Origin of the sequence: Collinsella aerofaciens, assembly GCF_015556945.1 — a bacterium.
GTDB classification, from domain to species: domain Bacteria; phylum Actinomycetota; class Coriobacteriia; order Coriobacteriales; family Coriobacteriaceae; genus Collinsella; species Collinsella aerofaciens_AO.
The window spans coordinates 73,519-92,156 of record NZ_JADNNH010000003.1 but is presented as its reverse complement, the minus strand read 5'-3'; the positions used below and the strand labels follow the sequence as shown (position 1 = coordinate 92,156).

The 18,638-nt window shown below is 61.4% G+C and carries 11 protein-coding genes; 9 read left to right on the top strand and 2 right to left on the bottom strand.

The features are described 5' to 3' along the window. Window positions 1–36 precede the first annotated feature (36 nt). The 6 genes from I2F59_RS01755 to I2F59_RS01730 all read left to right on the top strand — a co-directional run bounded on the left by I2F59_RS01755 (window position 37) and on the right by I2F59_RS01730 (window position 12,671). Window positions 37–2,919 carry a proton-conducting transporter transmembrane domain-containing protein gene (locus I2F59_RS01755; RefSeq protein ID WP_195503053.1) on the top strand — a complete coding sequence of 961 codons (2,883 nt, stop codon included), beginning with the start codon at window positions 37–39 and terminating at the stop codon, window positions 2,917–2,919. A gap of 12 nt (window positions 2,920–2,931) precedes the next feature. Continuing rightward, window positions 2,932–3,486: an NADH-quinone oxidoreductase subunit B family protein gene (locus tag I2F59_RS01750; RefSeq protein ID WP_195503052.1), complete on the top strand. Its 555-nt coding sequence runs from the start codon at window positions 2,932–2,934 to the stop codon at window positions 3,484–3,486. Beyond that, the gene (locus tag I2F59_RS01745) at window positions 3,486–4,202 is read left to right on the top strand and encodes an NADH-quinone oxidoreductase subunit C (RefSeq protein ID WP_195503051.1); all 717 of its coding nucleotides are present in this window, start codon (window positions 3,486–3,488) and stop codon (window positions 4,200–4,202) included. The genes I2F59_RS01750 and I2F59_RS01745 overlap by 1 nt, the downstream gene beginning before the upstream one ends. A 5-nt stretch (window positions 4,203–4,207) precedes the next feature. Continuing rightward, the gene (locus I2F59_RS01740) at window positions 4,208–5,296 is read left to right on the top strand and encodes a hydrogenase large subunit (protein ID WP_195503050.1); all 1,089 of its coding nucleotides are present in this window, start codon (window positions 4,208–4,210) and stop codon (window positions 5,294–5,296) included. 7 nt (window positions 5,297–5,303) lie between these two features. Then, window positions 5,304–5,645 (top strand): 4Fe-4S dicluster domain-containing protein, encoded by a 342-nt coding sequence (locus tag I2F59_RS01735; protein ID WP_055251494.1) that lies wholly within the window; start codon window positions 5,304–5,306, stop codon window positions 5,643–5,645. 729 nt (window positions 5,646–6,374) lie between these two features. Continuing rightward, a complete protein-coding gene (locus I2F59_RS01730; RefSeq protein WP_195503048.1) occupies window positions 6,375–12,671 on the top strand; it encodes a Spy0128 family protein in 6,297 nt (2,098 codons plus the stop codon). 576 nt (window positions 12,672–13,247) lie between these two features. Here I2F59_RS01730 and I2F59_RS01725 read toward each other — a convergent pair. Both I2F59_RS01725 and I2F59_RS01720 read right to left on the bottom strand, forming a co-directional pair. Further along, window positions 13,248–13,877: a response regulator gene (locus I2F59_RS01725; RefSeq protein WP_195503047.1), complete on the bottom strand. Its 630-nt coding sequence runs from the start codon at window positions 13,875–13,877 to the stop codon at window positions 13,248–13,250. Then, the gene (locus I2F59_RS01720) at window positions 13,874–15,019 is read right to left on the bottom strand and encodes a sensor histidine kinase (RefSeq protein ID WP_195503046.1); all 1,146 of its coding nucleotides are present in this window, start codon (window positions 15,017–15,019) and stop codon (window positions 13,874–13,876) included. The genes I2F59_RS01725 and I2F59_RS01720 overlap by 4 nt, the downstream gene beginning before the upstream one ends. A gap of 199 nt (window positions 15,020–15,218) precedes the next feature. Between I2F59_RS01720 and I2F59_RS01715 the strand changes: the two genes are divergently transcribed. Genes I2F59_RS01715 through I2F59_RS01705 form a run of 3 tightly spaced genes read left to right on the top strand, consistent with a single transcriptional unit; the run spans window position 15,219 to window position 18,546 of the window. Continuing rightward, entirely contained in the window at window positions 15,219–16,157 is a 939-nt protein-coding gene (locus I2F59_RS01715; protein ID WP_195503045.1) for an ABC transporter ATP-binding protein, read from the top strand. Window positions 16,158–16,166: 9 nt separating this feature from the next. Beyond that, a complete protein-coding gene (locus tag I2F59_RS01710; RefSeq protein WP_195503044.1) occupies window positions 16,167–17,354 on the top strand; it encodes an ABC transporter permease in 1,188 nt (395 codons plus the stop codon). Further along, window positions 17,341–18,546, top strand: a complete 1,206-nt coding sequence (locus tag I2F59_RS01705; RefSeq protein WP_195503043.1) for an ABC transporter permease — start codon at window positions 17,341–17,343, stop codon at window positions 18,544–18,546. Before I2F59_RS01710 ends, I2F59_RS01705 begins: the two co-directional genes overlap by 14 nt. Window positions 18,547–18,638: the final 92 nt, after the last annotated feature.

Here is an 18,638-nt window from a genome sequence, read left to right as displayed (position 1 = left end):
AACAATTGCAGCGTTTTTGCATGGGGGAGTGATGGTATGACGCTACTGTATTTCCTTACCCTGTTTCCGCTGGTACCGGCGCTGGGCATGCTGCTCGCGCGCGGTGACCGAGCCCGCGATGCGGTGGGGCTCATAGGTTCCGGCATTATTATGGCGGTGACAGTTGTAGTCGCCGTCATGTTTTTTGGCACGGGTCCGCAGAGTTTTGAGGTTGCCCCCGGCACCTCGCATGTGCTCTCGATCGTCAGCTCCGCCATCGATGTCGTCCTGTGCGCCGTCATCCTGTACAACGCGCACAAATATAAGAGCGTGCTTACCACGGTGCTCGGCATAGTCCAGCTGGTGGGCTCGCTCGTCTTTGCGGCCATGACGCTGCCTGCGGCCGAAGCCGTCACGGCGACGCCGCTCTACCTAGACTACATGAGCGTGATCATGGTCCTCGCCGTCGGTATCGTCGGCAGCCTAATCTGCGTGTATGCCCTGGGCTACATGAAGGACTTCCAGGCCCATGACGAGCACGAGGCCGCACTGCGCGGGCAGACCGCGCCCGACCGACGCCCGCAGTTCCTGGCGCTTATGTTCCTGTTCCTCTCGGCCATGTTCGTCATCGTGACGAGCGACAACCTTGAGTGGCTGTTCTGCGGCTGGGAAATCACCACCGTGTGCTCGTTCCTTATGATTGGCTACACGCGCACGCCCGAGGCCATCAAGAACGCCTTTACCCAGATCATCCTCAACATGCTGGGCGGCATCGCGTTTTTGGCGGGCCTTATGTTCTTGCACGTTAACGGCATGCCGCTGACCATCTCGGGCATGATTGAGCTTTCCGGCGCCGGAACCGCGCAATCCGCGCTGCTGGTGATGCCGGTCATCCTGTTGTCGCTCGCCGCACTCACCAAGGCCGCACAGATGCCGTTCCACACGTGGCTGCTCGGCGCCATGGTTGCCCCCACGCCCACGAGCGCCCTGCTGCACTCGTCAACCATGGTCAAAGCCGGCGTGTTCCTGATGGTCAAGCTGAGCCCGCTCTATGCCATCTATCCCGTGACCGGCTTTATGGTCACGAGTGTGGGTGCCATCACGTTTTTGCTCGCTGCCCTCATGGCCATCTCGCAGAGCAACGCCAAACGCGTGCTCGCGTACTCCACCATTTCCAACCTGGGCCTCATCAGTGCCTGCTTGGGCGTCGGCGCGCCCGAGGCCGTGTGGGCCGCCATCTTCCTGATCCTGTTCCATACGGTGGCCAAGTCGCTGCTGTTCCTGTGCGTGGGCACGGCCGAGCATCATATCGGCAGCCGCAATATCGAGGACATGGACGGTATGTTCAGCCGCATGCCGCACCTGACGCGTCTGATGATGCTGGGCATCATGGGCATGTTTGTGGCGCCGTTTGGCATGCTCGTGTCCAAGTGGGGCGCCCTGGTGGCGTTCGCGCAGACTGGCAACGTGCTCATGATCATGGTGCTGGCCTTTGGCTCTGCCGCGACGTTCTACTTCTGGGGCAAGTGGCTTGCCAAGCTTTCGGGCGTCGACCCCACGGCTCAAAACGTTGAGGTCAATGTCCATAAGACCGAATGGATGGCCCTCAACACCATCGCCGCGCTGCTGATTCTGTGCTGCGTGGCGTTCCCGCTCATCTCGAGCGGTCTGGTGTCGCCCTATCTCGCCATGGTGTTTGGACGCGTGCCGTACGTTATCGGCAAGGACGCCATGTATCTGATGGTGGTTATCGTGGCTTTTATCGCCGTGGTGCTGCTGACGTCGTTCCGCGTGAGCAATAAGCCGCACGTCAACGTGTACCTTTCGGGCGTGGGAACCGACAAATATCGCCATTTCCGCGGCTCGATGGGACACGAGGTGAAGGCCGAAAAGCGCAATTGGTACTCGGAGGACGCCCTTGGTGAGAAGCGTATTGGTCCCGCGGGTAGCGTCGTGTGCTGCAGCATTATCTTGTTTGCGCTGCTGTGTTGCGCGTGGATTGGGCCCGAGCGGCTTGCCATGAGCGCGCCCTCGGTGCTGCGCGGCAAGTATTTTGAAGGCTCGGGCGTCGTGGGCATTTTTATTGGTACCGTGGCGTTTGCCTTGCTGGCGCCACTTGTGGGCGGCCTGATCGACGGCCTTGACCGTAAGCTTTCGGCCCGCATGCAGGGCCGTGTGGGCCCGCGCCTGCTGCAGCCCTTCTACGACGTTGCTAAGCTGCTGCGCAAGGCCCCCGCCAGCGTAAACACCATGGACGATACCTACATGGCGTGTGCGCTCATCTTTACCGTCGTGGGCGGCGGCATCTTTGTGTCGGGCTCCAACACGCTGCTGTGCGCTTTTATGGTGACGCTCGCCGCGATCTTTGTGGTGCTGGCGTCCGCCTCGACGCAAAGCCCGTTTGCCCAGGTCGGCGCCGACCGCGAGCTGCTGCAGGTTATGAGTTACGAGCCCGCCGTTCTGCTGATGAGCGTGGGTCTGTACCTTGCCACCGATAGCTTCGACTCTATCGCAGTGATGGGGCAGTCGGCCCCCATCATCGTGTACAGCGCGCCCATCTTCCTCGCGCTGCTCGCGGTGCTTACCATCAAGCTGCGCAAGTCGCCGTTCGATCTTTCGTACTCGCATCACGCGCATCAGGAGATCGTCCAGGGCGTCGCCACCGAGATGAGCGGCGGCACGCTGGCCAAGATGACCCTTATGCACTGGTGCGAGACCGTGCTGTTTTTGATGTGGGTGGGCATGTTCTTTGTTTGGGACAACCCCGTGAGCTGGCTGGTCGCCCTGGTCGTGATGGCCGCGACGTATTTTGTCGAGGTCCTGATCGACAACACCTTTGCCCGCAGCACCTGGCGCAGCTGCTTTAAGCTCGGCTGGGGCGTGGCGCTGGTGTTTGGCCTGCTCAACCTTATGCCCATCCTCGTCGACGTATTTATTTAGGAGGCGGCATCCATGGATCATAAAATGTCGCGCTCGCCGTGGGTTATTCATTACGACGGCTCGAGCTGCAACGGATGCGATATCGAGGTACTGGCCTCGCTCACGCCGCTGTTCGATGCGGAGCGCTTTGGCGTGGTCAACACCGGCAACCCCAAGCATGCGGATATCTTTTTGGTGACGGGGTCGGTCAATGCCCAGAATCTGTCCGTCGTGCGCCAGATCTACAACCAGATGCTCGAGCCCAAGTGCGTGGTGGCGTGCGGTATCTGCGCGTGTTCGGGCGGCGTGTTCCGCGATGCCTATAACGTGATCGGCGGCGTGGACCGCGCGATTCCCGTGGACGTGTACGCGCCCGGGTGCGCCATTCGCCCCGAGACCGTGATCGATGCCATTGTGGAGGCGTGCGGCATCCTGGACCAGAAGGAGGCCGTGATGCGCGCCGGCGGCGATCCGCTCACCGTGGGCGGTGCCGCTACCTGGGACGGTGGCGTTGAGCTGGGCGAGGACGGGTTTGTGGCTGCGGCTGAGGCCGGCGACGCGACCGCCGCTGCAAAGGAGGCCGAGTAATGCAAAAGGCTATCTATACCACCGTCGGGATCGAAGAGCTCCTGTCGCATGTCCAGGCGCTTAAGGGCGTCGGCGCGCGCTTTGTGCAAATGCACGCCGAGCGCAACGTCGACGACGGCTCGTATCGCCTGGTCTATACGTTCATCAACGTTCGTGCTGCCCAGGAGCAGATCGCCCAGGACGGCAACTATGTGATTGAGAACCTGGTAGTCGAGGGTATCGACCGGTACCAGGAGATTCCGTCCATCAGCTCGTATTACCCCGCGGTGTTCCCGTTTGAGAACGAAGCGCACGACCTGTTCGGGCTTGCCGTCACTGACATGCAGATCGACTTTAAGGGCTTTTTCTACCATGTTTCGACTGCCGAGCCCATGAGCGTTATCACGCCCGAGGTGAAGGCCGCGCGCGAGAAGGCCATGAAGGTCCGTGCCGCCGCCGAAGCCAAGGCGCGCAAGGCCGCTGCCGAAAAGGCCGCCGCTGCTGCGGCTGCTGCAGGGGAGGGCGCTGCGAGCGCCGGCGATGCCGCGGGCGCCGCTGCTCAGCCCGCTGCGGCTGCCGGCTCCGATGCTCAGCACGATGAGGCTGCTGCGAAGGCCGCGCTCAAGGCTGCCGAGATGGAGGCAAAGCTCGCTGCCATGGATCCCGAGAAAGCAGCCAAGGTCCGCGCGGCGCTTGCCGCCAAGGCCGCCCGCGACAAGCAGAAAAAGGAGGCGTAAGGCCCATGGCACATCGCTCCGTTATTCCGTTTGGCCCGCAGCACCCGGTACTGCCCGAGCCGCTTCATCTGGACCTGGTGATCGAGGACGACCGCGTCATCGAGGCAATTCCGCAGATCGGTTTTGTGCACCGCGGACTCGAGAAGCTCACCGAAAAGCGCGATATGCATCAGTTTGGCTACATTGCCGAGCGCATCTGCGGCATCTGCGCCGTGGGCCATAGCTGCGGCTATGCCAGCGCCTGCGAGCGCATGCTCGGCATCGAGGTGCCTGGTCGCGTGCAGTATATCCGCACCATTCTGCATGAGCTTTCGCGCATTCACTCGCATCTGCTGTGGCTGGGCCTGCTCGCCGACGCCTTTGGCTTCGAGGCGCTGTTCTATCGGTCATGGACCCTGCGCGAGCAGATACTCAAGATTTTTGAGAGCACTTGCGGCGGGCGCGTGATTCTGTCGATTAACGAGATCGGCGGCCTTAAGCACGATATCGAGGACTCCGAGCTGGCGGGCATTGTCCAGACGCTCGATGCCATGCGTCCTGACTACGAGGCCCTGGTGCATACGTTTTTGGACGACAACAGCTGCGGCGAGCGCCTGCATGGCGTGGGCGTGATTAGCAAGAAAGACGCGCTGGAGCTTTCGATGGTCGGTCCGTTTGGGCGCGCATCGGGCGTGGATTACGACGTGCGCATGTTTGACGACGGCGCCTATGCGGACTTGGCCGCGTTTGAGCCCATCGTTGCTACCGATGGCGATTGCTATGCCCGCTGCCAGGTGCGTTGCGCCGAGGTCACGCAGGCCATGGACATCATTAAGGAGCTTGTGGGCAAGATTCCGCACGACGGGATTGGCGGGCGCACCAAGCTTACGCCGGCCGACGGCGCGCGCGGCGAGGTTGTGATTGAGCAGCCGCGCGGCGAGGCGTATTACTATGTGCGCGGCAACGGCACCAAGAACCTGGACCGTTTCCGCGTGCGCACTCCGACGTCGCAGAACTTGGCGGGTCTGACGCATGCGCTGCAGGGCGTACTCCTTGCCAACGTGCCCATGATTATCCTGACCATCGACCCCTGCATTAGCTGCACGGAAAGGTAGGCGCGGCATGAGTTTGCTGACATTTGCCAAGACGGCCTTGGGCTCTATGGTCAAGCAGCCGGTAACGGTGTGCTATCCGCAGGAGAAGCTCGCGGCACCCGAGCGCTTGCGCGGGCATATCGTTAACGACATGGATGTGTGCATCTGCTGTGGCATGTGCGCGCGGCGTTGCCCGGCGGGCGCGCTCGCGGTCGATCGCAAGGGCGGAACGTGGTCGATTGACCCGTATGCCTGCGTGGTGTGCGGCGAGTGCATCGAAAGCTGCCCCAAACATTGCCTGACTATGGACACCGCCCGTACCCCAGTCGCAGCGGACAAGACTCCCACGGTGGAAACCAAGCCGGAATAGCTCTGAAATGGGGCTGGAATAGCGCTGGGATGGGGCCGGCGGGGCAAAAATGCCCCGCCGGCCCCGCGCGTGAGCGCGCGGTTGTGCCGCCGCGAACAAAACTATGCCGGATTACGGGGCTGGATAGCGAACCTCCGACCATACGGAAAATCCCAAAAACAAAACCGCAGGTAGATAGCCTACCGTTTTTCAAAAAATGAAGGTATGGATGAGGATCCCGACTTTAGCCCCGTAATCCGGCATGGTTTTGAAATGGCACCATATCAGTACCAGACCTTGATCTCCCGTGGACAGAGGGAAACGGATTATTTTGGCCTTGCGAGGACATCCGCGTGACCCGTTCGCCATGAAATGGGCCTATCTACTACATTTGGGTGGCTACCCTCAACCACGGCGAAAAATGCGAAAAGAAAACAGCAGGTAGAATGCTTGCGGTTTTTCGTAAAACGCGGTTATGGTCAGGGGTATCGGGTTAAACGTAGTAGATGGGCCGGTTTCGTGGCGAGCGTTACCAACTGATCCCCCGGGGACGGAGGAAAACGGATCATTTTTGCTTGATGGCTCCGAGTCGCACCCGTTTTCTTGCGAAAACTCTCGTGTCTCAACTTTGGTGAGACATTTGTCTCGCGCCCAAAACCGAATCTGGAACGTGTGTCACCTGCCCGAATTGTGTCTCATTTCGTAACTTTAGGCTGATACAAGGTCTGAGCCCGCGAGAAGGGAGACACGATGGGTAAGTACACGAGGGGTCTCTTGGCGGTGATACTGGCCGTAGTGCTGGTATTGCCGGCTGCAGCATTTGCCATGCTGCCCGAGGCCAACGCCAGGTCCAGTACCGGAATGGACGGGCCGACAGTAAACGGAACGGTCGTCGACCCCGATACCAGCGGTCGCTGGGAAATCTGGGCGGCAGGCCACGGTGGCAATAAGGTAACGACCCAAAACGTCGGCCGAATCTGGACCGACAAGACGGTCAAGGCAACCGGGGAAAACGAAGAGTCGGACTTTTTGACCACGCTTTCGGCGATGTCCTCGACGTCTAATTCAACCGTGACAGTCACCACGCCACTCGACATCGTGATGGTGTTGGATGCCTCCGGCTCGATGGATGATCCTATGGGTGGCGGAGATCGCACCAAGCGTATCGATGCACTGAAGAGCGCTGCGAACAGCTTTATCAATACCATCGCCAAACAAAACGAGGCTATCGAGGGCGTTGATAGGCAGCATAGGGTTGCCATTGTTAAGTTTGCGGGTGATAAGACTGATAAGGTCGGCAATGACACGTACTATCAAGGCCAATACAAGTACAACCACTCGCAGGTAATGAAGGGTTTGACCGATTGCTCCGGCGGCAACGTGAAAGCTCTTAAGGATACAGTTGCTGGAATCAAGCCAAGCGGTGCTACGCGCGCCGACTATGGTCTGGAACTGGCCGGGGATATCACTTCTGGTCGCGCAGATGCCAAGAAGATCGTTGTGTTCTTTACCGACGGCAAGCCAACGAGCTACAGCGAGTTTGATTCTGACGTCGCCAATGCTGCCGTGACGGCTGCCAAGAAGATGAAGGATGGCAAGGCCACCGTTTATACCATCGGCATCTTTAGTGGAGCGGACCCCGTTGCCGATCCCTCGAAAAAGGGGACAAGCGACGTCAATAAGTTTATGCACGCCGTGTCGAGTAATTATCCCGATGCCACGTCGTATGCGAGCGACGAGCTTGGCACGCGCGCGGAAAATTCCGACTACTACAAGTCGGCGACCAATGCTGAAGAGCTCAAGAAGGTCTTCGACGACATCTCACAGGCCATCACATCGGAGCCGCCTTATCCGACCGAAATCCATAAGGGCTACGACGAGACCAAGTCCGGCTACATCACGTTTACCGACGAGCTGGGCTACTTTATGCAGGTCGACGGATTTACCGAAGTCGTCATCAACGGCATGTCGTTTACCAAGGCGAGCAAGACGGTCAACAAAGAAACCAATACCGACACCTACGAGTTTTCCGGCAAGGCAAAAGACCTGCTCATCACCGTGCAGCGTGCTGGCGATGACAATCCCCGGAAGGGCGATATCGTAACGGTTAACATTCCTGCGTCGTTGATTCCGCTGAGTCACTTTAAGACCGTAGACGGCAAGCTTTCGGTCGACAACGTTAAGCCCATTCAGGTGAAGTATGCCTCGAGCGTGAAGAGCGCCGCACTTGACAACCTGTTTACGCCCGAGAAGGTAGCAGGGCTCAAGAACTACATCGAGCATAATACGACTGTCGTTGACGGCACCAAGACCGTGAGCTTCTACGCGAACAAGTGGAGCGGTGGTGCGCTGGGTGATACGGTTGCGACCTTTGAGCCGGCCGACACCAACCGCTACTACTACTTCCAGAAGCAGACTCCCATTTACGCGGATAAGGGCTGCACGCAGCCTGCAAAGAATTCGCTGGCAGATACTGGCACCTATTACTACAAGGATGAGTTTGAGGAGCGGGGCTCGAACGGCGAGGCCAAGCCCGCCACTGCTATCATCGAGTTTGTCGGCGGCGACGCAGCGAAGTTTGACGGCGCTCTTGTTGCCGACGAGGACGGCAACCTTTCGTTTAGCGTGGGAACCGCGCGTTTGGCCTTTATCGATGAGCTCCACACTACCAAGGGCAGCGTGGGCGGCAACAGCACTGGTACCGCGACCGACGTTCTCAACCCCAAGTGGAACAACGTGTCTGCCAAGGCGACCGCGACGCATGTCAATTCCTACCTGGGCAACAACGGCAAGATCAGCTTTGCGTATGACATGACGCCGGCAATGGTGAACACCAAGGCCAGCTTTGGCCTGACCAAGGTGCTCGAGGGTCGCGACTGGACGAATGCTGACGCGTTTGAGTTTGGCCTGACATCCGAGAGCAGCGCCCCGATGCCTGCGGCTAGGACTGCGACCGTGCGCAAGGCTGACCTGGACCAGGGCAAGGCTGCCATCGACTTCGGCACGATCGAATACACCGAACCTGGCACGTACGTCTACAAGGTCAGTGAAAAGCATGCCGGGACCACGATTGACGGCATCGCCTACAGCAAGAACGTCGCGGAGATCACCGTGACGGTAACGCCCGACAAGAAGGGTGAGCTGAGCGCTGGCGTGAAGGTGACCTCGGGCGAGACCGAGTTCAAGAACGTTTACGCCACGAATCCTGTTGAGTCCAGCGTTACCGACAAGATTGACGTGACCAAGTCTCTGACCGGGCGCGACCTTACGGCCGGTGAGTTCAGCTTTGAGCTGCGCGAGATTAAGGGTGAGGACTCTGAGTTTATCGAGACCGTTAAGAACGCCGCCGACGGCAAGGTGACGTTCAGTGCCATCAAGTACACCGAGATCGGCCAGCACACCTACAAGCTGCATGAGGTTAAGGGCAACGCCGGCGGTATTGACTACGATGACGCGGTCTACACCATCGTGACGACCATCGCCGATAACGGCAAGGGCCAGCTGGTTGCCACGCACGAGCTGAAGGACGCCAAGGACGTCAAGAGTATCGAGTTCAAGAACGCCTACACCACGAATGCTGCCGATGCATCGCTTGCGGGCATCAAGAACCTGCAGGTCGCCGACGGCTTGGCCCCGGCTGATATCACCGGCAAGTTCACCTTTACCGTGACCGGTGAAGAGGGCGCGCCTGTGCCCGAGAACGCGAGCGTGACCAATGATGCCAAGGGCAAGGTCGACTTTGGCAAGATTACCTTTACGCTCGACGACCTTAACAAGGCTGTGGGCGAGAAGCCCGAGAAGCGCGAGCACACCTTTACCTACACCGTGACCGAGTCCGGCGAGGTCGCTGGCGTGACCAATGACGCCAAGCTGTCGCGCAAGGTTTCCTTCACCGTGACTGATGACGGCAAGGGCAATCTGAGCGTATCCCGCAAGCCGGACGGCGATGTGGCATTTACGTTCACCAATACCTATAACGTGACGCCTGTCGAGACGAGCGTTACCGACCAGATCACCGCGAACAAGGTTCTGATCGGCCGCGACCTCAAGGAAGGCGAGTTCTCCTTCGAGCTCGTCGAGGGCAACAAGGTCGTTGCCACCGGCATCAACGACGCCGAGGGCAACATCACGATGAGCGCCGTGAAGTACACCGAGGCCGGCGAGCACACCTACACGCTGCGCGAGGTCAACGGCGGAACCATCAGCAAGGGCATCACGTACGGCGACGCCAAGTACACCATCGAGACCACCATTACCGACAAGGGCGATGGCACGCTCAAGGCTGAGCATGTCCTGAAGGACGCCACGGCTGCGACCTTCAAGAACACCTACAGCGTGACCCCGCTCGACGCAGAGCTCGACTTTGATCTGAGCAAGGCTATCGACGGTCGCGACTGGACGGACTCCGACGAGTTCAGCTTTACCATCACCGCCGCTGAGGGCACCTCGCTGCCCGATCCTTCAACCGTGACCGTGAACAAGCACGATGCGAAGGATGGCATCGCTGCCGTCAAGTTCGGCAAGATCCGCTACACGGCTGCCGGAACCTACACGTACGAGATCCGCGAGAACGCGGGTAACGCGGCCGGCATGGCGTATGACGGGCATGTCGCGACCGCCGAAGTGACCGTGACTGAGGACGGCGAGGGCAAGCTGACCGCCAATGTCACCAAGAAGGAAAACGGACGCTTCACCAACACGTACCGCACTGAGCTTAACTACACCGCGGCCGGCGGTCTGTGGCTCAGCAAGTATCTGGACGGCCGCCCCATGACCGAGGGCCAGTTCACCTTTACCGTGACACCTGCTGACGACGCTTCGGCTCGCGCGCTCGGTCTGCTGCCCGGGGCCAATAGCTTCAAGTCTCCCGAAGCGGCAGAGGCAACGGTCGGACTGATCGACATTCTGGCTGGTCATGAGGTTAAATTTACGCAGGCTGACGCCGGCAAGACCTTCAAGTACACCGTGGCCGAAAAGAACGACGGCCAGCCCGGCTACACCTACGATGACGCCGTACGCACGGTGACGATCGCCATCGCCGACGACACCGCCGGTACGCTCACTGCTACGACGACCGTTTCCGGTGGTCCCGAGGGCACGCATGAGACGGTCCACAAGAGTGGCGAGAACAAGGTCGAGAAGGCCCTGGTGCCGTTCCACAACAGTTACAGCGCTACGACCAACACGCCTGGTGGTACCGCTGCTCAGGTCGTTGCCACCAAGACTCTGACCGGTCGCCCGATGGCCGACGGCGAGTTCTGGTTCGGCATTGCCTATCAGGGCGAGCTTGTGGGCTACGAAAACCTCAAGCCCAATATCGGCGGGCATGTGAGCTTTGATGCGCTGCACTACGACACCGAGATGCTTGCCAATCTTGAGGCGGCTGGGCTTGCCCATCGTACCGACAAGGACGGTAAGCTCGCCTGGACCATTAACTACACGGCCTACGAAGATTTATTCGGGCTGCCGAATGGCGTTTCCGCTACAACGAGGAGCTTTGGCTTTAAGGTTATCGTCGTCGACAACGGTGACGGTACCCTGACGGCGACGGTCGACTACGGCGGCGTCGAGCCCTTGTTCGAGAACGTCTACGGCGCCGACGCCGTTGACGCCGCGCTCGCTGGCACTAAGAAGCTCCAAGCTGCCGAGGGCCTGACCCCGGCTGACATCACGGGCAAGTTCACCTTTACCGTGACCGCCGACGAGGCAGGTGCCCCGATGCCCGGGCGCACGACCGCAACCAACGACGCGGCTGGCAACGTGGACTTTGGCAAGATCCACTTTACGCTCGAGGACCTCAACCGCGCTCTGGGCGTGACGGACGATGCGACCGATAAGGCCGAGGCAGACGAAGCTGACGAGGCCGAGGCCGACGAGGCAGAGGCTGAAGAGGCAGAGGCTGAAGAGGCCGACACCGATGCCAACGCCGACGAGCCCAGCGACGAGCCCGAGCCCGCAGCCCCCACCGCTCCGCGCTCGCACACCTTTACTTACACGGTGACCGAGTCCGGTAGTGCCCCTGGCGTGACCAATGACACCAACGCCACGCGCAAGGTTTCCTACACCGTGTCTGACGACGGTGCCGGGCATCTGAGCGTCAAGCGCGAAGGCGACGACGGTGCTGCCTTCACGTTTACCAACACCTACGGCGTGGCACCTACCGATTCGTCCGTGACCGATCAGGTCAAGACAGTCAAGCGCCTGACTGGACGCGACCTTGCAGCCGGCGAGTTCACGTTTGAGCTGCTCGAGGACGGCGTGGTTGTCGCCAGCGGTACCAACGACGCCGACGGCACTGCGACGCTGAGCCCGATCCGCTACGAGGCACCCGGCACGCACACGTACACGCTGCGCGAGGCTTGCCCCAACGCGCTCGGCCTGTACAAGGGCGTCACCTATGACGGCACGACCTACACCGTCGTGACCACCGTTTCCGACAACGGCGACGGCACGCTGACCGCGACGCACAAGCTCGAGGGAACCACCGAGTCGGCTGGCTTTACCAACAAGTATCACGCCATGCCTACGCAGGTTTCCATCGGCGCTATCAAGGTGCTCGAGGGACGCGAGCTCAAGAAGGACGAGTTTAGCTTTAAGCTCGTTGGCGAGGACATCGAGTCTACCGTCACCAACGATGCCGACGGTAAGATCAACTTCGACAAGTTCGAGTACGACGAGCCCGGTACGTACGTCTATGCCATCAGCGAGGTCAAGGGCGACGAGTCCGGTATGACCTACGACAAGTCCGTCTTTACCGCGACCGTCAACGTGGTCGATGACGGCGAGGGCAACCTCAAGGCGAACGTCGCCTTTACCAAGGGCGACAGGAGCGTCGAGGGTATCGTGTTCAACAACACGTACAAGAAGCCCGAGACGCCCGTGCCGACACCCGATCCCGGCACGCCCAAGACCGTGACGAACATCGTCAAGACGGTCAAGGGTTTCCTGCCCACCACAGGCGACCAGCAGGCTGCCGCTCTGCTTATGGCATTTGTCATCGCCATGGCTGGCGTCGGAGCCCTGGTCTGGGGTATCCGTAAGCGCTAGGCACGCTGGCAGCGCCCGGGGCCAGAAGGCCCCGGGCGGCCGGCGGGGAGCCAGAACATAGCCCCACCCCCAGCCCCAGCCGCCACGGAGGTATCTCCCTCCTCCGTGGCGGCGCTTTTGTGCGTAGGCGAGAAGGGTTCGCCTCGAAACCGGTCCATCTACTACGTTTAGTCCCTTACCCCCAACCATGCCAAAAAACGCGAAAACAAAACCGCAGGTAGAACGCCTGCGGTTTTGTTCAAAACGAAGGCATGGTCAGGGGTATCGCGTCAAACGTAGTAGATGGGCCGATTTCGTGGCGGGCGGTTCCGGCTGATCCCTTGGGGACGGAGGAAAACGGATCATTTTGGTCCCGCGAGGCTGGCGGAGACACTCGTGCAGGGCCGCCCGAACAAAACTATGCCGGTTTACTACGATAAATTCGACATTCCCGACCATGACTGCATTTTTCTAAATATTGCAAGCGTTCTACCTGCGGTTTTGCAAGCGCGCAATTTACCGTGGTCGAAGGCGGGCGATTCATCGTAGTAAACCGGCATAGTTTTGAAATGGCATCAAATTGGCGGCAGCCAGCGGCTAGCCTCGCAGATAGGCGATGGCGATTTGGGTGCGGTTGCGTAGCCCCATTTTGGCTAGGATCGAGCTGATGTGGTTGCGCACGGTGCCTTCGCCCATATAGGCGGTGGCAGCGATCTCCTTGTTGTCGAGGCCGCGGGCGATGAGCTCGGCGACTTCGAACTCGCGGTCGGTCAGGCCGGCAAAGGCGGCGGGCCGGCGGGTCGCGCCGGCCTCGACGTCCGCCCCATCAAAGTTGATATCTTCGATCGCCTTGCCCTCGAGCACGCGTTTGCCGTCCATGACCTGCGCCAACGCCGGTGGAATGGCGGCGACATCGGTCTTGATCAGGTAGCCGCGGGCGCCCAGCTTGAGCGCCGACACTATGTACTCGTCATCCGAGAATGTCGTCAGAAACACCACGCGCGCCGCGGGGTCGTGCTCGAGGATTTCGCGCGCTGCCGAAAGCCCGTCGCGCCCCGGCATCTGGATGTCGAGCAGTGCGATATCGGGTGCGTGCTTGGCGTAGAGCGCCACTGCGTCGTCGCCATTGGCGCCGGTGCCCACCACCTCGATCTGCGGCTGGGCGCCCAGGATAATCTTGAGCGAATCGACCACCAAGCGGTCGTCGTCGACAACGATGAGCCTCATCGGTCCTCATCTCCTTGCTGTTTGGGAATGGTGGCAAACACGCGCCAGCCGCCGGTGCCGTCACGCGGACCGGCGGTGAAGGTGCCGCCAAGCGCCTCGATACGCTCGCGCATGGAGGCGAGCCCCATGCCCTCCGCGGCGCTGCGGCCGCTTGCTTGGGCCCCGCCCGTGCCATCGTCGGTAACGATGAGCTGGTAAAACGACGGATGTTCCATGCATCGTACGGTGACAGCATGAGCGCAAGCGTGGCGCATGGTGTTGGAGAGTGCCTCGCGCAGGACCGCCGCAAAGCAGTTCGCGACGTTTGCGGGCGCATGTTCGGTCATAACTTCAAGCTCAATCTGCGGACCGCCGTCCGAGCGTGCGCCTTCAACGATGCGCTCGAGCTGCACGGAGAGGTCGATGGCGTTGTCGTTGAGCGCGTGGACGCTGGTGCGCACAAGCTGGAGCGCCTCGTCAACCGTGCGTTTAACGTCGGCGAAATCGGCGGCGACGCCAGGCTCGTCGGCGTGGACCACGCGTAGGGCTTCGGCCTGCAGTGAGGCGCGCGTGAGCTGGTGCCCGACGTTATCGTGGATCTCGCGCGCGATGCGGGCGCGTTCGGCGAGCGTCGCGAGCTCGACTTCGTAGTCCTGGCGATCGGCAAGATCGCGGTTGCGCGCTTCGAGCGCGAGGGCTCGTTCCTGCAGCTCGTCGCGGGTGCGGCGCATGCGCTGCTGCTCGCGCTCCAACTGGGCGGTACGTAGCGATAGTAGGGTGGCGGCAACCGAAAGGATGGCGGTCAGCAGGAGCGTTCGGGCGGCGAGCGCGTCGGTGCGAAGGTCCGCGATAAGCGCGCAGACAAACACTGCGCCAATCGCCAGCGCGGGCCAGATGCGTTCACGGCGCACGCGCCGCGCGATGTCATAGAAGGCGAGGGGCGCAAACGGCACAAACGGCGGCACGAAGACAGCCGCGATGATGCAGGCGTAGCTCGCTGCCTCGCTTGCGCGTCGGGTGCGTTTCCCCTGTGTGACCTCGGCCAGCGAGGTGGCAATAATGCCAAGGCAAAACGCCACAACCAGACGAGCGTCCACGGCAAGACCCATGGCGGCCGCAATACAGCACGCCAGCACGATCGATTTGTCGAAAAGCCTGTTCATACGGGTATTGTACGCGAAGCTGCGCGTGGTGGAGGGGCCGCCTAGCGCAACCGTGACATTCCTCCCGCACGGTGGGGCGGTCGCGTCAGCGGGCCACGCGACCGAGCCCCCGCACTCGTGACAAAGCTCACTGGTGCGCGCCGTCCGCTCCTGCGATGATGCAATCGTACCGGGCCGCAATCAACAGAAGGGCCGCCTCATGACAGACATCGTCCACGTCGAAAACCTCGTCAAGCGCTATGACGACCTTATCGCGCTTGACCACTTTAACCTGAGCATCGCCCCCGGCGAGATCTTTGGCCTGCTGGGCCCCAACGGCTCGGGCAAGACCACGTCCATCAACTGCATCCTGCAGCTGCTCGCCTACGACAAGGGCACTATCGAGCTGTTCGGCGAGCCCATGACGCCCGCCCGCTACGACCTTAAGCGTCGCATCGGTGTGGTGTCGCAGCAGGTGGCGGTGTTCGACGAGCTCACCGTGCGCGAGAACATCGATTATTTCTGCAGTCTCTACGTCAACGACCGCAAACGCCGCCGCGCGCTGGTGGACGAGGCGATCGATTTTGTGGGCTTGGGCGACTTTACCAAGTTTCGCCCCGGCAAGCTCTCGGGCGGCCTGGCGCGTCGCCTCAACATTGCCTGCGGCATTGCGCACAAGCCCGAGCTCATCTTCTTTGACGAGCCCACGGTGGCAGTCGACCCGCAGAGTCGCAACGCCATCCTGGAGGGCATCTGCCGCCTGCGCGACGAGGGCGCCACGGTGGTGTATACCAGCCATTACATGGAGGAAGTCGAGCAGATCTGCAGCCGCATCATGATCATGGACGGCGGCCGCGTGCTGGCGCAGGGCACCAACGACGAGCTCAAACGCATGATTCAGATGGGCGAGCGCGTGACCGTCGAGGTGGGCGCCGTCGAGCCAGCCACGGTCGAGCGGCTGCGCGCCCTCGAGCACGTGCTCAGCGTCGAGCTGTCCGGCGGCGAGCTCGTCTGCACCTGCGAGACGAGTCCGCACAATCTGGTCGACATCCTCGACACGCTGCGCGCCGCCGATGTGGCGCTCGGCCGCGTGTGGAGCGAGCCGCCGACCCTCAACGACGTGTTCCTCGAGATCACCGGCCGCGAGCTGCGCGACTAGGGGGCAGTCATGTTCAACACCATCATCACTACGGTCAAGACGCTGCTGCGCCGGCCGAGCACGTGGGTCTGGGGCGCTCTCTTTCCCATCGCACTTTCCACGATGTTCATGTTTATGTTTGCGAATCTGAGCTCCGACGGCACGGTCGACCCGGTACCGGTTGCCGTCATAGCGGACGAGGCCTGGGACGCCTCGACCTTTAAGGACGTGGCGACGTCGCTTGCCAAGGAGAGCGACAATCAGCTGCTCGAGATCCACGAGTGCGACGACGCAGCCGATGCGAACCGTGCGCTTAAGGCCGGCGAGGTCGCGGGCATCTATACGGTCGACGACGCAGGCGCATCCAAGCTCACACTGCTATCGAGCTACGACAGCTCGCGCGCATCATCGGTGCTCACCGATCGCAGCATCCTGGAGACGGTGGCAAGCTCGTATACACAAAATGCCGAGCTCATGTCCCAGATTGCCCAGGACAACCCGGCGGCACTCGCCGACCCCGAGGCGGTTGCGCGCGCCCTGTCGCTCGAGGGCGGCACCCGTCGCGTGAGCCTTACGCGCACCACGCCCGACGGCACGGTCATCTACTATTACGCGCTTTTTGGCCTGGTCGCGATGATGTCTGCCGAGTTTGCCGCCTTGAGCGTCGTCGATCTGCAGCCCAATCTGTCGGGCCTTGGCGCGCGCCGCTGCGCGGGCGGTCTTTCCAAAACGGCGTCGCTGGCCGGTATCTTTGTGGGCTCGTGGCTGGTCTCCTTTGCCTCGATGACGATCGCGATTGGCTACGTGCGCCTGGTCGTGGGCGTCGACTTTGGCGGGCGCGAGGGACTGTGTTTGGTGGGCGGCGCCGCTTCCGCGCTTGCCGCCACGGGCTTGGGGCTCTTTGTGGGCACGCTTCCCGTTAAGGGCGGCAAGGCGTCCAAGTCCGGCATCCTCACGGGCTTTGCTACCACGTGCGCCCTGTTCGCTGGCCTCTACGGCGAGCCGGCGATGGCGCTTGCCGACGACGTCGCCCGCGCCTGCCCGGCCGAGTGCTGGCTCAATCCCGTCAAGCTTATCTGCGACATGTTCAACCGCCTGTATTTCTTTGAGGACCTGGGACCTTTTGCCGTTCGCGCCGGCGCGCTGGTCCTTATGGCGCTGCTGTTCGTTGCCGCCGCCACGCTGATCTTTGGAAGGAACCGCTATGAGCACCTTTAAGACCGCGCTTCGCATGGCGCTGGCACACCCGTTCTACCTGCTCATCTACACGGTGTTCATTTCGCTGATGGGCGTATTCATCGCGGCATCGGTGAGCTGGAACTCGTCGCAGCTCACCGAGTACAAGCCCTACGACGCCAACGTGATCGTGGTCGACCGCGATGGCAGTGATCTTTCACGTGCGCTCACCAAGCACCTAGGTTCGCGGTTTGACCTGGTCACGGGCGTCGGCGATGACACGTACGACCTTGCGGACGCGCTCTCCAAGAGCAACAGCGCCAAGGGCAGCGCCGACTGCGTGTTCTTTATCCCGGAGGGGTTCGAGGACGACCTGGTCGCGGCTGCCCGCGCGGGGGAGTCCCTGCCCAAGCTCGATGTGACCTACGGTGCCGGCACTATGGCGGCGGCGCTTTCGTCTGCCGAGGCCTCGCGCTGGATCTCGCTCGCGGGCGCTGCGGCGGCGCTTGAGCCCGCTGCTTCTAACGGCGATGTTGCCAAGGCCGCCGAGCATGCCGCTGCAAAGCGCGCGGAGGTCCAGATCGAGCAGGTCAAGGTCGACTCGACGGCTGCCGCCACGCTCGAGTCGTATTTCAACTTTGGCGCGTACGCGATCATCTCGTCGGTCATCGTGTCGGTGGGGCTGGTGTTCTCGGGCATGAACGAGCCCGAGCGCGTGCGTCGTATGGATGCCGGCCCAGTTTCCGAGCGTCGGCGCTCGCTTGCCGTGTTTGCGGCCGCCGCTGTGATCACCGTCTGCATCTGGTTTGTGTCGAGCATGATGGGCGTCGTGGGCTTTGCCGGCGCGGTCGCCGAGGTCGGTGTGGGCCGTGTGTGCCTTGCGCTGGCGGCGACATTTGCCCTGGCGTGCACGCCGCTGGCCGTTGGCTTTACGCTTTCGAGCCTGGGCGCGCGCGAGGAGCTGCTTAACGGTGTGGGCAACCTGCTTGGCATGCTCATGACGTTTTTGGGCGGCGCCTGGATGCCGCTGTCGCTCATGGGCTCGGCCGTGCAGACCGTGGCGCATTTTGTGCCGACGTTTTGGGTGAACGACGCGATCGGCAAGGCGCTTGCCTCGGATTTGACGTCCGCCGTGTTGGGCGACATCGCCTGCGACCTAGGCGTCACGGCACTCTTTGCCGTGGCAATCGCCGCCGTAGGCCTCGCCCTCGCACGCGCCAAATTCCGCGCCTAGCCACCTAGTCACTGGGGACGTTCTTAAACGACTAGTCATCGGGGACAGTCTTTGCCGATTCATCGGCTCGCCGGCCGGGCTGGCAAGGACTG